The organism is Salinivirga sp. (assembly GCF_055145285.1).
Genome location: NZ_JBSRDC010000049.1, coordinates 1 through 16,129 on the forward strand (window position 1 = coordinate 1; position 16,129 = coordinate 16,129).

Genomic DNA, 16,129 nt, shown 5'->3' on the forward strand with positions numbered 1-16,129 from the left:
AAGGAGAATCGTTAAGAAAAGGTTTTATAAAAAGTGAATGAGAAAAAAAAATTGTACTATTGTATGATCTTTCAAAGTGGCACCTTTTCAACCGGAAAGAGTGGCATGGTTCGACCGGAATAACCAGGACGGTTTTTTATCGTTTGCTATGCGGTCAAATATGTCGCTCATTGATTGTTAAGCAAAAAACAGGCTGAAAGGTTCATCTCCATAAAGACTATATTCATTAATATTCCATATCTTCGCAACCAGATTGATGAGGGTGAAAATTATGGTAAATAGAACTATGTTTTGGTTTTTCATTCTTCTGTTTAGAGTCATGAGCGCTGGTGTTAAATATTCAAAAACGTGTAAAAATAGTCTTAAAAGAGTTATTCTACAATAAAAACAATTAAAAAATGTTACGAAATTTAAGTGTGAACCATCTTAAGAAAATGCTATCTATTTTGTTTTTTCTTTTACTGGTGGCAGATTTATCTTATTCTTTTTTGCAATATTACAATATGCCACTAGATGGCGATATGCCAAACTCTATTATTCCTTCACCTGATATTAGTAAAGTGCTTGATGATCCGTTTGCAACTAAAATCTTAACCCAGGAAGACGCTTACCCAAACCCCAATAGGTTTTTTTGTCATTGGTCTATAAATAAATACTACAATAATATTCCGTTGTGGCTTCAGCAGTTTACATCTCCATTGAATAGTGTTTATCTATCTTCAGCTGTAGTTAAGATTTTCGTTCAGTTTTTATTGCTTTTTCTTATTGCAGTTTTTGTAACGGGTAAATATCGTTTTTTTGATTTCGATAACCTGTTGGTTATGGTCATAACAGTGCCTTTTTTCCAGGGGCAGGGATATGGTAAGGAATTTACTTTAATACATGGATCAAATACCTACTTTTTTTTCTATTCGTTTTCTTTGCTCATATTACTACTGTATTTTTTGCCTGTGATTTTAAATGTTTTATGGTCGAAAAAAGTATTTAATTCTGTATATTATAAAGTTATTTGGCTTGCTTTTGGTATTGTGCTTGCTTTGAGTGGACCATTAAATCCACCGCTTGCACTCATTATTTCAGGATTACTTTTCCTCTTTTATTTATACGATCACGTGCGTTTCAGAAAATTCCCGGAGCTTTATAATGCAATTAAGGGTGCTTTTCAATCTTTGCCACGGATGTATTATTTTTATATCGTTCCCATCGTTATTTTCTCTTTTTACTCTTTAATAATTGGCTTTTTTAATACAAATATCTCCTATTCTATGCCATTAGCTGATATGTATGACCGATTGTTTCAGGGTGTGTTTGAGGAGTTTCTCAATAAAAGACCTTTTCGAATTACATTAATTGTAATTTTAATTAATTATTTGATTATTTGGTTTTTTGTCAAAAATCAAAGAAAAAGGATTGTACTCAAATTATATCATTTTGTGTTTTTCGCAATTCTCATATTTATTTTATTTCTGCCTTTTGGTGGATACCGGGAATATCGACCACTTATTTTGAGGGGAGATACGTTATTGCCCGTAACATTTCTACTGGTATTTTTAACAGTTTTTTCAGTTTACTTTATTCTTAAAAACGTCAAAAGAAACTGGTTATACGTTTATATCCCGATTTTCTTGTGGGTCTTAATTGATTTTACCAGTGCTGATAAACCTGGTTTTGATAAAAATAATTGTGAACGGAACGCTTTAATGAAAATAGCTGCATCAGAACAAGATACAGTGGCATTAGACAACCCGTGCAGGGTTTTTTCATGGTTCAGGTTTCATAAACCCTGGAAATCTGAGTCAAAAGTTCAGGTGTTAAAGAGGTGGAATGTACTTGAAAGAGATAAAAGGTACTATTTTGTCAAAAAGACACAATAGATAAGACCATTTGAGCTAGGTTAATCAATTCAATAATTTTTTCTTTCTTTGTATTTATAAAATAAATCAAAATGAGTAAAAACCTTGTATCCATTATAATTCCGGCCTACAACGAGGAAGCAGTAATCGTTGATATGGTAAATGTGGTAACAGACGCGTTAAAAGATATTGAAGAAGATATTGAAGTGGTTTGCGTGAATGATGGCAGTGCTGACCGTACGCTGGATATTCTTCGCGAAATGGCTGAGAAAGATAGCCGTATCAGGGTAATAGACCTTTCCCGTAATTTTGGTCATCAAATTGCCGTTACTGCCGGAGTTGATCATTGTAAAGGCGATTGTGCCATAATTATTGATGCAGATTTGCAGGATCCGCCAGGTTTGATTCCTGCTATGATTAACAAATGGAAGGAGAATTACCATGTGGTTTATGCCAAAAGAAAGAAACGTAAAGGTGAATCATGGTTCAAACTTTGGTCGGCCAACATTTTTTACCGGTTGCTTAAGAAAATTACAAAATTCGAAATCCCTGTTGATACAGGAGATTTCAGGTTGATCGACCGAAAGGTGATCAATGCCTTAAAAGATATGCCCGAGCGTTTTCGCTATATTCGTGGCATGGTGGCCTGGGCAGGTTTTAATCAGACCGGCGTTGAATATGAAAGGCAGGAACGAAAAGCAGGAGTGTCAAAGTATCCGTTCAAAAAATCATTGGCCCTGGCCCTGGATGGCATCATTGGTTTTTCATTTTTCCCACTTCGCATAGCTACCTGGTTTGGGTTCGCTATAAGTGGAATTGCATTTCTGTATGCACTTTATATTTTATACAAAGCCCTTTTTACTGATGCTGTAGTGCAAGGGTGGCCCTCTATGATGGTTGTGATGCTGTTTCTGGGTGGTATTATTCTCGTAATGCTGGGTATTATTGGTGAATATTTGGGACGCACCAATATAGAAGTGAAAAACCGTCCATCGTATTTCGTGAAAGAGACCATTGAAAAAGATAAGGATTAATGGCACTTAAGGATACAACGCTTTTGTTTATTGTGGGTCGCGGCCGTTCGGGTACCTCGTTGTTGCAAACGATTCTTAATACACACCCGCAGATATCTGTAGCACCCGAATCGCAGTTTATTATGTTTTTGCGGCGCAGGTATCAAAATACTGACTGGAGTGAATCAAAAATTGAAAAATTTTCGCGGGAGCTGTGGCTCGAGGAGCGTATGGAGAACTGGCATCTAAAGCCTGAAGATCTGAAGCAGGAATTATTAAAGCATAACGAAAATGCCGATTTTGCCACGCTTTGTAAGGAGGTTTATTACCAATATGGCTTGTCGAAACAGAAAGAGCATTTGAAAGTTGTGGGTGACAAAAACCCGCACTATGCTTTATATCTTAAGCATTTAATAAACCTTTATCCAAATGCAAGGTTTGTACATATTGTGCGGGATCCGCGCGATACAATTTTATCATACAAGGCAGTAAATTTTGATGCTCACCATACTTCAACCCTGGCCAACAGATGGAATATTTACAACAAGGCTATCCTTAAATTCAGCAGGAACATGCCCGAAAAATTTCATTTTTTAAGGTTTGAGGATTTGCTTGCAAACCCTGAAGAGACTTTAACAAAGCTATGCGGTTTTCTCGGGGTTGAATATGATCCTGAAATGCTCAATTTTTACAAGAAAGAGCTGGACTGGGAAGCCGGCTTTCGCAAAAACCTTAAAAATCCACTTGACCCGAAAAAGGCATTTCGCTGGAAGCAGGATATGAGCCAACCCAATATTCAATACGCCTCAGCCATAACCCGAAAAATGGCCATTGCATTTGGTTATGAGATGCCCGGGGTGAAACATGCTGGTTTACGACGTTTGTTGACAATTCCGCATTTCTTATATGCACGATGGGTCACTTTTCTTGAAAAGCTCATTTATAAACTGCCTTTAAGTATTACCGCTCCCTTAATTGCTTTTTACCGCAAACTGACTACTACAAAATAAAACTAATGGTAATTTATTTATGAAGAAGCTGAAGCAATATATTTTACTTGTGGTTAAATTGCTAGTAGCCTTTACTTTGATTTATTTGCTGTTTAAACGCATTGAGTTTCGCCAGGTGATGGAAACATTTAAACATGGCAATTACTGGTACCTGATATCGGCTTTTTTAGTTTTTTGTATAGCGTTTGGCGTTTTTTTTAGTTACCGATTTCATGTGCTTGTACGCAGTATAACCGGTGGGTTTTATAAGTCATTCCAGTTTACGGCTATAGGTTTTTTCTTCAATAATTTTTTGCCTACCAATGTGGGTGGCGATGGTATCAAACTGTATTTGCTTAAACAGGAGCAGGGCAAAGATGGGTGGGGTAAGAGCCTGAGTTATATTTTTACTGAACGATTCATCGGGTTTGCCACTATCTTTTTGGCCTGGATTGTTTATTCTCCGTTTTTTATAGATGTGTATGCGGAGGCATGGGGCCTTGTGGCAGATTTGGTTCATGTCGACAGCCGCAAATTTTGGTTAATTGGGGGTGGTGTGTTGTTGCTTATAGCAGGTTTGCTGGTTATGGTGCTGCTACGTAATAAAAGTATTGGACAAAAGATTTTAAAAGGGCTGCAAGATTTCAAATACAGATTGAAGCAAATTTCGCAACACCAGTTGGTTTACGTCTCAATTCACTCTGTGTTGTTTCATGCGTTCCGTGGGCTCGGTTTTTATCTTCTGTTGCTGTATTTCGGGGTATCACTGGCGCCTGTGCATATGATATTTTTGCTGTTTATGTCTACGTTTATTGGGTTTTTACCCATTAGTGTAGGCGCATTGGGAACCCTGGAGGCTGCTATTGTGCTTAGCCTTGTGATATTTGGCATAACAGAAGATGTCGCCCTGGCCCTTGCATTGTTTTACAGGCTTTTTCTTGTGGTTTTTTCGCTCATTGGTGGTGTTTTATACCTCACTTACCGTCGAAGTGGTCAGCAGGCCCCGGGTAAATAGTTTTCTTGCAGACTATTTATGCTCACAAACATTGCATCTTTATGGGTTGATAATGTATTTTACCCATGTAATTTATAATTTGCGCAATTGCAAACTATATTCTTCCTGTTTTGAATGGGGCACCCAAACTGCAGAATGCGTTAAAATGGAATATTTAATTTAATCTTACTTTTTTTGCTTCGTCTACTGTCGTTTTGGAATCATATTTCACGCAGCGATCGCAACGAAGGCGCAACGTTCGCAACGTGATAGCTCGTAGCGTTCGTGGCGTCTTTTTATCGTGGCGTGCATGGCGAGAAATCTTTAAAAAAGAAATTAATCACCATAAATGCATGAATTTGCGGAACACCGTCTAATTAAACTGAACGTAACAGAACGAGACACCCAAAATAGAAAGAGATAAAAGTTAATTTGCTAATAATCAATATCTATTTTACCATATGTCGTTTTCATGCACAAAACAGGACTTACCGCCGAAGTGGTTAGCCTGTCGAGAATAAAAAGTAGGTTTTTGTTATTTATGCTCGCAAACATTTCAAGTTTATGGATTGATAATGTATTTTACCCATATAATTTATAATTTCGCAACTGCAAACTATATTCTTCAATGCACAGGAAAGGAACTGTTTTAAACCGAGTCTATTTGTGGATGGTCAATAATCTCTCGAAGCGGCAGCTTATGGGAGTTTTGGCTGCTGTTGTAGGACTTGCAGCCGGGTTTGCCGCTGTGTTACTTAAAAACATGGTGCATTTTATTTCACACCAGCTGCATTCTTTTTCAATTGAGGAGTATCAAAACTACATCTACATATTTTCACCCGTGGTTGGGTTTTTACTCACTATTTTATTCATAAGATATATATTAAGAAGGCCCGTAGGACATGGTGTGCCGGGTATTTTGCATGCTATCTCACGGAACAATGGTTTCTTACACAAACATAAAACTTTTTCATCTCTGATTGCCAGTACATTTACCGTTGGTTTTGGCGGTTCTGTGGGGCTGGAGGGCCCCATTGTGGGTACAGGAGCTGCCATAGGTTCTAATGTTGGACGTGCTTTTAATCTGAACCGCAGGCAAATTGTTACACTGATCGGATGTGCTTCTTCGGGAGCCGTAGCTGCTATTTTTAATGCCCCGATTGCGGGTATTGTTTTCAGCCTGGAAATTCTGATGTTGGATTTGACCTTCTCTTCGCTTATTCCACTTTTAATTGCCTCAGCTTCTGCTGTGGTAACCTCTTATTTTTTTCTGGGGAATGACATCCTGTACAAATTCGATGTGCTTTCTACTTTTGAATTAAGCGATTTGTTGTTTTATATTTTGCTGGGCATATTTAGTGGACTGGTCTCTGTGTTTTTTGCGCGTGTTTATTTGTTTATGAATAACAGATTCCAACGCGTCAGGAATGGTTATCACCGGTTGCTTGCAGGTGGTTTGGTGCTTGGTTTGTTGATTTTTATTTTTCCATCGCTCTATGGTGAAGGATACAACGAAATAAACCAGTGCCTGGCTGGGGATATGGACTATTTATTTAGTCGCAGTTTTTTCTATGGATTTCAGGACCAGATATGGGTAGTTATACTGTTACTTTTTGCTGTTACTATGCTTAAAGTGGTGGCTACAGCAGCTACCTTCGGAGCCGGTGGTATTGGAGGTATATTTGCCCCGGCACTTTTTATAGGCGCCAATGCCGGTATGTTTTTGAGCAAATTAATTAATATGACCGGTTTGCATGAGATATCTGAACGGAATTTTGCCCTGGTGGGAATGGGAGGCCTTATTGCAGGTGTACTACATGCCCCCTTATTTGCTATTTTCCTTATTGCCGATATTTCAGGCGGCTACAGTCTGTTTGTACCACTGATGATTACCAGTATTTTTTCTTATGTTATTGTGCGCTACTATCATCCAAATTCTGTATATACCTACCAGCTGGCACAGCGAAAAGAGCTTATTACGCACGATAAAGATAAGTCGGTGCTTAATTTGATGAAAATCGACAACCTGATTGAGACCAATTTTTTGCCCGTATACGCCGATGCCAACCTGGGGGAATTTCTTGAAACGGTAACAAAATCGAAGCGGAATGTGTTTCCGGTTATTGATCATGAAAATAATTTACAGGGAATCGTTTTTATTAACGATATCAGGCATATCATTCTGAAACGTGATTTGTATGATAAAATACAGATGCGCGATTTAATGTATATGCCATCGCCACTTGTGCATCCGAACGAATCAATGGAAGGCGTAGCCAGGAAATTTCAAACCACATCGCACTACAACCTGCCCGTTGTAAAAGACGGCAAGTACATTGGTTTTATCTCCCGCGCCAATATGTTTTCTACCTATCGCAAAATCTTGCAGGACTTTTCGGAGGAGTAGGCTTAGAAACCTTCAGTTAAAAAAACATTTTTTTTCTATTCATTAACTGCTAATGTTGCTTTTGCATTAGATTAAAATTTATGTCTTCTTGGGTTGTAACGTCTTTTCAGGAAAGAAAGTGAAATAACATTGTTTCCGGATTTTTATTCTTAACTTTGGTAAACTACCCTTGAAATTAACCAACCCAAAAACCGATGTTCTGATATTTATTAGTGTTGAGTTATTTTTAACCTGGGAACGACACTAGTTGTCGATACTATGAAGTATAATGCATTTAAAAATGAACATAAAAAAACTCCCACCGAAGCGGGAGTATAGGTTTTAACACCTTCGGCATATAGCCTTATTGTGATAAGATGTAAAACTCAAATGTATAAAGAAATTATAAAAAAACAAAAAATAATAGCATATGACACGTATTTTAGGATTAGACATGGGCACCAACAGCATTGGATGGGCTGTGGTGGAAACAGATGATAATAAAAGATTTGAGTTACTGGAAAAAGGAGTAAGGATTTTTCAGGAAGGGGTAACTGCAAAGGAGCGTACTATGCAAAGGGGTACACATAGATTATATTACCGCCGGCGGCAAAGAAAAATAGATACTTTAAAACTTCTAAATAAGAATGGATATTGTCCACCAGTTTCCGATGTAGAATTAAATAATTGGAAAATGAACAAAGAGTTTCCTGTGGGGAATGAGGATTTTCTTAAGTGGTTGCGAACTGACAATATAGGCACAAAACATGACAAACAAAAACAAATAAAAAACCCTTATTATTATCGTTTTAAGGCAGTTAATGAGCCTATTTCAAAATTTGAAGTGGGGCGCGCTATTTATCATTTAGCACAACGTAGAGGATTTTTAAGTAATAGTTTAACCAGCGAAAGTGATGAGTTGATAGTTTTAATTACGAGTAAGATTCAAATAAAATTAGAGGATGCAGCAGATAGAGTTTCATTAATTAGAGAAATAGATAGTTTAATTTCACAACTAAGCGATGAGGTTCGCGAGGATTTTAAGGTCAAAAAGCTTATCAAGTCAATTGAAAAGATAAAGAAAGAGAGGGATTTTATTGCTGAATTGAGTAAGATAGTTAATAAGAAAGAAAACCTTGGAACAGTAAAAGAGGAAATAGAACAATTATCAAAAGAAATAGAAAAAAGCGGTCATAAATATCTAGGTGAATATCTTTATTTTTTATATAAGTCTCATTCAAATATTGTCAATAACCATCAATCAAAAAAAGATTTTAGTGCGTTTGTGCAAAAATTTAAAACAGAAGAGGATAGTGATGTTACCTTGACTAATAAAATTCGGGATCGCTATATCCATCGAGAAAAGCAGTATTTAAAAGAATTCCAGCAAATTTGCAAAGTGCAAGGTCTAAATTCTATAAAAACAAAAAATGGAAAGACACTGGAAGAAGAATTGGAAGATGTGTTGTTTTTAGTACGGCCGTTAAAATCGCAAAAAGGGGCAGTTGGCAAATGCACAATGGAAAAAAACAAACCACGTTGTCCATTATCGCATCCTATCTATGAGGAATTCCGTATGTGGCAATTCATAAACAATATAAAATATAAAGAAATAAATAAGCCAAATAGCATATTTAAGAATTTAACTTATAATGATAAAGTTAAAATTGCCCCATTGTTTATGAAGGCAACCAATTTTAAGTTCAATGACATAATAAAGACTATTGACCCAACTTATACAAAATATGAGTTCAGCCATCAAAAACAATTTGAGGAGAACCGGAAAGATAGCCTTACTGTAGAGGCAAGCCCTACAATTGGCAGGTTAACAAACATATTCAATAAAAATTGGGAAGATTTAAAAAAAGAAAGATTTAAATACAAAACTATTGACAGGAATGGAAAAAGGGTTAAAAGAGAAATAGATATTTTGGAGATATGGCAAATTCTTTATCGCACCAAGTATACTAAAAACAAAAAGAACTACTTAAAAAGTTTCGCTGAGGAGAAATTAAAACTAAGTAGCAGAAAAGCAGAACAATTTCAAAGTCTTGCGACAAAACTAAAGGAAGGCTATGCAAAGCTAAGTCTAAAAGCTATAAATAAGATTATAGCATTTATGAAACCAGAAGACGAAAATAGTCAAGTATTCATATACTCATTGGCTGTTTTCTTTGCAAATATTCAAACTGTTCTGGGTGATAAAATTTGGTTAAATAATAAAAACAAAATCATTATTGACATAATTGATAAACTTGAAAATCAACAAGAAATTAATCAAAAAAATGCTTTTGTGAATTCTCTAGTAAGGCATTTTTTCAATCAACCGGAAGATAAAAGGCATTATGGCTATGACAATTATCAATTAGACCGATCAGATATACAACTTATTGAACTTATGGCTCCTGAATTTTTCGGTGCAATAACATGGAAGGCAAAAAGTGATGATTTTAAACAGAGTTTATTGAATTATGCCCACGATGAATATCGAACTTTCTTAAGGAAAGTGAAAATAAATGGTAACAAATCAGAACATTTTAAAACCGTTCCCCGGAAAGATGTAGTGATTAAAGAATATCTTGCAACCTACTTAGAGCAATTATCAATATCCGAATTACAAAAACAGTTTAATATTTACAAAGATTATTACACTAAAGATGATATGGTTTCTGAGCAATTGAGCAAATTATATCATCCTTCGGATATTATGTTGTACCCCGATGCAAAAATGCTGCTTGATCAGGATGGTAATGAGAAACTTAAGCTCCCAAGTCCTTATTTGCCGGATATTAAAAATCCAGTTGCCAATAGAACACTTCATAAACTGAAAGGATTAATTGAAGAATTGGTTGAAGCTGGTATTATTGATGAAAGAACAACGGTACACCTTGAGGTAGCTAAAGAAGTAAACGGTTCAAATTTAAGGAAGGCAATTCAAGAATATCAATCTGAAATGCAGGCAGAAAATGAGAATTATCGTAAACTTCTTGAAGAATTTGAAAAGCCCATAAATAAAGAAAATACTGAAAAAGTAGTTGTTTGGAGAGACCAAGTTGAGGACGAAGATGACTTCGATGAGGATGTTCAGAAGCTGGTGAAGTTGAAAGATTCAAAAAACAAATTAAGCGGCCAAGAGAAAAAAGAATTGGATATACTAAAAAAACGGCTTTGGAATGAACAAAAAGGCATTTGTTTATATTCTGGCAAACCAATTTCAATGAAACAACTGTTTAGTGATGGAGTAGTAGAAATAGAACATACATTTCCACGCAGCAGAGTGCCAGATAATTCTTTAGAGAACAAAACAATAGCATTTCGCGAGGAAAATAAGGAAAAAGGAAATAAAATCCCATATGAGCTAGGGAAAGAAAAGTATACATCAATAAAAGACAGGCTGTATTTTTGGGAACAAAAGATAAAAAGATTAAAGCAAGACTATAAGAAACTCGAAGATAATGTTAATAGCGGAGTATTTTCCACATCCGAAAAACGTGATGCCGCTGTTCAGAAGAAATTTCTTAAAAAAATGCAACTTGAATATTGGACAAACAGAAATGGGACTGGAAAATACGATAGATTTATTGCCAAGGAAATTACAAAAAGATTTAAGAACAGTCAATTAAATGACACTAGAATCATTACGAAGTATGCTTCAGAATATTTAAAAACTTATTTTAAAAAGAAGCCATTTGTTTTTCAAGGTTCGTTGGTTGATACATTTCGAAAAGAGTGGGGAATACAAAAGAGTGATGAAAAGAAAGTTCGATCAAAACATATTCATCATACAATAGATGCTATTACAATAGCATGTATGTCTTATAGATATCGAGAGATTTTACTAAGAAACCATTATGCTAAAATCGAAAAGGGACAAAAGTCACTTTTACCGAGACCCTTTCATAAATTTGAAGACGTTATAAGAAATCGAATTGAACAAGAAGTTATAGTTGAAAATAAGACAAATGATGAAGTCGTTAAGCAAACTCGAAAAAAACTCCGGCACCGAGGTGCGATTTTGCATAAAGAAATTTATGCAAAAGATTCAAAAGGAAATATCTTAAAAGATAAACGAAATAAAAAAGTTGTAGAAAAGAAACTCTATCGTTATAAGAAAGGTAAGAGAATTCCAACATCAGCTCTTGAAAGTTTGGTAGAAGGAAAGGATTATTTTGTGGAAACAAAAAAATCAGGTAAAACTTATTGTTATGAATTTGTTTTTGATAATAATGGTGAAAGAGTTAAAGAATTGGTTCCTAAATATGCTTTAGGCAGCACCGTTAGAGCCAAGCTACATGAAGCAAGTTATTACGGAGCTATAAAACAAGTTGATAAAAAAGATGGAAAACTACAGAAAAACGAAAAAGGAGAAATTCTATTTAAGAAAAATAAAGATGGTACTGATAAGATTCACTACGTAATTCGCAAGCCCATGAAATACGATTCGTCTGGTAATAAAGGATTCAAGAATATTGATCAACTAAAAAAAGCAAAAGTTGTTGATACGGTTGTTCATGAAATGCTTACTCTACAGGCCAAGGAAGCTGAAAGCTTTTCAAAAAGTTTTGACATTGGTTACTATATGCTAAAACCTGTTAAGAAAGATAAGAAACTAGTTAGAAATCAAAAGGGATTGATTGAATTTCAAAAAGATGAAAAAGGAAATTATGTAAAAGGGCCACAGATAAAATCAATTAGAGTGTTTTCTAAATTAAACGATCCGATTAAGCTTAAAAGGCAAACTTTTTCATCACAGGATCAGAATAAATATAAAGAAAACTTCTATGTAAATAATACTAATAATCATTTATATGTTGTCTATGAAAACACCACCAATATAGGTGAGCTTAAAGCAGTTGTGATTTCACTTTTCGATTTTATAAATAATCATAGAAAGAAAATCCATCCGGGTGATAAGCCATATCCTTTAAGTATTGATGTTGCTAGCGGTACAAAAAAGATACTTTATAAAGTTTATCAACGAAACAATAAGGATGTTGTTTTGAAAAAGAAAAAGCATGTCTTATTCAAAGCAACTAAAGATGAATCAATTGACGAAATTATTAGTATTCCAAAAAAAGATCAGCACAATAGGTTATATAAAATTGTAGGATTAAATAGGAACTTTGAATATAACCATATTAAAGAGGCCTATAATAGAGTAGGCGAGGGACAAATAAAACTAAGGCATCACATGATTTCAGGAGAGTATGATAAAAACTCACAAATTGAGGGAATGAATGATATTTTTCAGGAATATTTTGGAAAAGATAAAAAGCTTCCAGAATCAGTTTCTGAGTTTAAAATTGATTATCCGTTTCCATTTTTATTAATGAGTTTGAATAAAATGGATTGTTTTTTTGAAGGCCTTGATTTCAAAATCAACATCCTCGGCCAAATCGAAAAAATATAAAACGAGAAAGCTAAAAAGACCCGGCGTGTTACGAAAACACACCGGGTCTAAATAAATTGTTATGGAAATGGAAAAAGGATACATATACCATATATACAACCAGGGAAATAACCGGGGAAAAGTGTTTTTTGAAAGGAAAAATTATCTTTTCTTTTTGGAAAAAGTGAGAAAATATATGCTGCCCTATTGTGATATTTTGGCATGGTGCCTGATGCCGAATCATTTTCATTTTATGGTGTTGGTAAATGAAGTGAATTTACCTGTGATCGAAGGTAGTGTGAGCAGGGACGAAAGACTCGGCGTGTCTCCAAGACACACCGAGTCTCGGAAACCCGCAAAACTCCGAACCTTGAATACATCAATCGGGATTATGATTATGGGTCATGCAAAAGCTATAAATAAGCAACAAAAACGAAGCGGCAAATTATTTCGAGAAGAGACCAAAGCCGAATGCATCAATTGCCCAAACGGCATTACGCCAACATTTTATGCCACCGAATTTGGAACGCAAATTCATGTGAGCAACCCGGAAAAAGAGTATCTGCAAGCTTGTTTTAACTATATTCATCAAAACCCGGTGAAAGCCGGCCTGGTTGCCCGACCCGAAGAATGGGAGTACTCATCGGCAAAAGATTATGCCGGATTGCGCAATGGAAAGATGATTAACAAGAGACTAGCGCGAAAATATATTGATTTCTAACCGGATGCAACACTCGGCGTGTCTCCAAGTCACAACGAGTGTATTTAAATATGTATAAAAGAAGCGTAAAAAAATGTAAAGATTCATCATAAAACCCGGTGTGTCTTCAAGACACCCAGGGTTTGAGAAACCTGCAGAGTTATGTTGAAACGTACACTTTATTTTTCCAGCCCCGGATTTTTATCGGTCAAAGATACGCAACTCGTTTTTGATCCCAAAAATGGTGGTGATGTTAAAAAAGTACCTGTTGAAGATATTGGTTTCATGATCATCGAAAATCAACAAATTGCTGTTTCATCGCCATTAATTGAAGAGCTCATGAATCATAACGTAGCTGTTGTTTTCTGCGATAGCCGGCATCATCCCCAATCTATGTTGCTTAATATGGAGGGACATCACCAACAAACCGAAATTTATCGGCAACAGGTGACCGCGTCTGAACCACTCAAAAAGAATTTGTGGAAGCAGACAGTTACAGCCAAAATTTTGAATCAATCAAAACTTTTGGAAAAAATTGGTATCGACCCAAATCCCTTGCCGCATTTGGCCAGTCAGGTAAAAAGCGGTGATGCTGATAACCGCGAAGGTATGGCGGCCAGGGTTTACTGGCAACGTATTTTTGGTCAGTCATTTTTAAGAGACAGGTATGGACGATGGCCCAATGCCCTTTTAAATTACGGTTACATTGTGCTTCGGGCAGCCGTAGCCAGGGCACTGACCGGTTCAGGCCTTTTCCCTTCTTTTGGCATATTTCACCACAACCGGTACAATGCTTTTTGCCTGGCTGATGATATAATGGAGCCCTATCGGCCTTTTGTAGATATGGCCGTATGGACTGTATGTGAAAAATATCCTGATGTATCCGAAATGCATAAAGAGATAAAAGCGGAGATGCTACAAGTGCTATCTGTCGATGTTGGTATGAAAAAACAAACCCGTCCGCTTATGGTGGCCATTACTCATACTACCGCATCGTTGGCAGCATGTTTTACCAGGGATAAAAAAAATATAGAATATCCAATTTTGATTTAGTGCAATGGAACAAAACCGGTTAAATGCCTATCATATTATGTGGCTGTTTGTATTTTTCGATTTACCCACCAACACAAAAAAAGAACGGAAGGCTGCAGCCCGTTTCCGCAAAGATTTGATGCGCGATGGTTTTAGCATGATGCAGTATTCGGTTTACAACCGGCATTGCGCCAGTAAGGAGAGTGCCGATGTGCATGAAAAACGAGTTAAAAATTTTATACCTGAAAAAGGACAGGTAAGTATTTTGCGCATTACCGACAAACAATACGGGAATATTGTAAATTATTGGGGCGTGAAAGAAAAACCCTTGCCAGAAGGACCAAAGCAGTTGGAAATATTCTAGTCAATGATTTGGTTTAATAAGCATTGAAATAAAACAAAAAGTGGTTATTTTCGCAAGTAACATGAACAAAAAATGCTCTTTGACATCATGATATTTAAAAGTCATTGAAAATTGAACTTAGAATGATAAATTTACATCCAGAAACCACTTCCTGTGGAGTAATCAGGCGAAAAAATAGCCATAAAATTGATTGTATGTCTGGTTATATAACCGTTTCTGAGCCCCAGGTTGTGGTTTGATGTAAATTCAAGACGATAAAAAACCGCGTGTTCGTATGTTGCGCACTTCGTCATGTTGTGGTTTGATGTAAATTCAAGACGATAAAAAACAAGCAGTTGGCGAAGCTTTTCACGCTTGAAGTTGTGGTTTGATGTAAATTCAAGACGATAAAAAACTTACGGGCTATTCACAACTAAACAAAACATGTTGTGGTTTGATGTAAATTCAAGACGATAAAAAACTTAAGAAAGCCGGGGATGTTGCGTTCTCCGTTGTGGTTTGATGTAAATTCAAGACGATAAAAAACACAGGGAAAGAAATTTCATTTGAAATCGCAGTTGTGGTTTGATGTAAATTCAAGACGATAAAAAACTAATTGAAACAATGATAGTTATAATTTCTGTTGTGGTTTGATGTAAATTCAAGACGATAAAAAACGTTAGTTAATTCAACCTCAACCGATAATTTGTTGTGGTTTGATGTAAATTCAAGACGATAAAAAACATGGGAAGAAAAAACATTAGAGTTCAATTCGTTGTGGTTTGATGTAAATTCAAGACGATAAAAAACTCTGTTACCTTACTTGAATTACAAGATATAGTTGTGGTTTGATGTAAATTCAAGACGATAAAAAACAAACAAATGAAAAGTGATCGTTATGGAAAAGTTGTGGTTTGATGTAAATTCAAGACGATAAAAAACTATTTCGATCAATCGAAACATTAACCAAATGTTGTGGTTTGATGTAAATTCAAGACGATAAAAAACTAGCTCAATAAGCTTAGATATAGCTATTACGTTGTGGTTTGATGTAAATTCAAGACGATAAAAAACTATTTGCTAAAGATTCTGATGCGAGATGGGTTGTGGTTTGATGTAAATTCAAGACGATAAAAAACCGCAATCGCTATATGGTCAAAGTTTAACATGTTGTGGTTTGATGTAAATTCAAGACGATAAAAAACCATTTTCCTTTTACAATAAACGAGTTGTTGGTTGTGGTTTGATGTAAATTCAAGACGATAAAAAACATGTAACGAAAGAATATGTAACAGATTGCAGTTGTGGTTTGATGTAAATTCAAGACGATAAAAAACCCGGAACCGGATCAGCCGCAACAGGCGCCGGTTGTGGTTTGATGTAAATTCAAGACGATAAAAAACATGAATTTATTAATAACAGAACAAGAA

At 35.7% G+C, this 16,129-nt stretch carries 10 protein-coding genes and 1 CRISPR repeat array; of the genes, 9 read left to right on the forward strand and 1 reads right to left on the reverse strand.

The features are described from left to right. Window positions 1-177: 177 nt before the first annotated feature. Window positions 178-303 (reverse strand): hypothetical protein, encoded by a 126-nt coding sequence (locus ACTB0Y_RS09360; RefSeq protein ID WP_463206556.1) that lies wholly within the window; start codon window positions 301-303, stop codon window positions 178-180. 95 nt (window positions 304-398) lie between these two features. Here ACTB0Y_RS09360 and ACTB0Y_RS09365 point away from each other — a divergent pair, with 95 nt between their 5' ends. The 9 genes from ACTB0Y_RS09365 to cas2 all read left to right on the forward strand — a co-directional run bounded on the left by ACTB0Y_RS09365 (window position 399) and on the right by cas2 (window position 14,720). Next, window positions 399-1,874, forward strand: a complete 1,476-nt coding sequence (locus ACTB0Y_RS09365; RefSeq protein WP_463206557.1) for a hypothetical protein — start codon at window positions 399-401, stop codon at window positions 1,872-1,874. 71 nt (window positions 1,875-1,945) lie between these two features. Further along, entirely contained in the window at window positions 1,946-2,887 is a 942-nt protein-coding gene (locus tag ACTB0Y_RS09370; protein ID WP_463206558.1) for a glycosyltransferase family 2 protein, read from the forward strand. Continuing rightward, a complete protein-coding gene (locus ACTB0Y_RS09375) occupies window positions 2,887-3,876 on the forward strand; it encodes a sulfotransferase family protein (protein WP_463206559.1) in 990 nt (329 codons plus the stop codon). Before ACTB0Y_RS09370 ends, ACTB0Y_RS09375 begins: the two co-directional genes overlap by 1 nt. Before the next feature lie 19 nt (window positions 3,877-3,895). Beyond that, a complete protein-coding gene (locus tag ACTB0Y_RS09380; protein ID WP_463206560.1) occupies window positions 3,896-4,870 on the forward strand; it encodes a lysylphosphatidylglycerol synthase transmembrane domain-containing protein in 975 nt (324 codons plus the stop codon). Window positions 4,871-5,477: 607 nt separating this feature from the next. Beyond that, on the forward strand, window positions 5,478-7,256 hold the full coding sequence (locus ACTB0Y_RS09385; protein ID WP_463206561.1) for a chloride channel protein: 1,779 nt from the start codon (window positions 5,478-5,480) through the stop codon (window positions 7,254-7,256). Window positions 7,257-7,665: 409 nt separating this feature from the next. Continuing rightward, window positions 7,666-12,645, forward strand: a complete 4,980-nt coding sequence (gene cas9, locus ACTB0Y_RS09390) for a type II CRISPR RNA-guided endonuclease Cas9 (RefSeq protein WP_463206562.1) — start codon at window positions 7,666-7,668, stop codon at window positions 12,643-12,645. A gap of 61 nt (window positions 12,646-12,706) precedes the next feature. Continuing rightward, window positions 12,707-13,345 (forward strand): transposase, encoded by a 639-nt coding sequence (locus tag ACTB0Y_RS09395; protein ID WP_463206563.1) that lies wholly within the window; start codon window positions 12,707-12,709, stop codon window positions 13,343-13,345. Window positions 13,346-13,486: 141 nt separating this feature from the next. Continuing rightward, window positions 13,487-14,377, forward strand: coding sequence for a type II CRISPR-associated endonuclease Cas1 (gene cas1, locus ACTB0Y_RS09400; protein ID WP_463206564.1), 891 nt, complete (start codon window positions 13,487-13,489; stop codon window positions 14,375-14,377). Window positions 14,378-14,381: 4 nt separating this feature from the next. Then, window positions 14,382-14,720, forward strand: a complete 339-nt coding sequence (cas2, locus tag ACTB0Y_RS09405; RefSeq protein WP_463206565.1) for a CRISPR-associated endonuclease Cas2 — start codon at window positions 14,382-14,384, stop codon at window positions 14,718-14,720. A gap of 227 nt (window positions 14,721-14,947) precedes the next feature. After that, a CRISPR array of direct repeats spans window positions 14,948-16,102; the repeat unit is 36 nt; unit sequence GTTGTGGTTTGATGTAAATTCAAGACGATAAAAAAC. The last annotated feature ends 27 nt before the right edge of the window (window positions 16,103-16,129 follow it).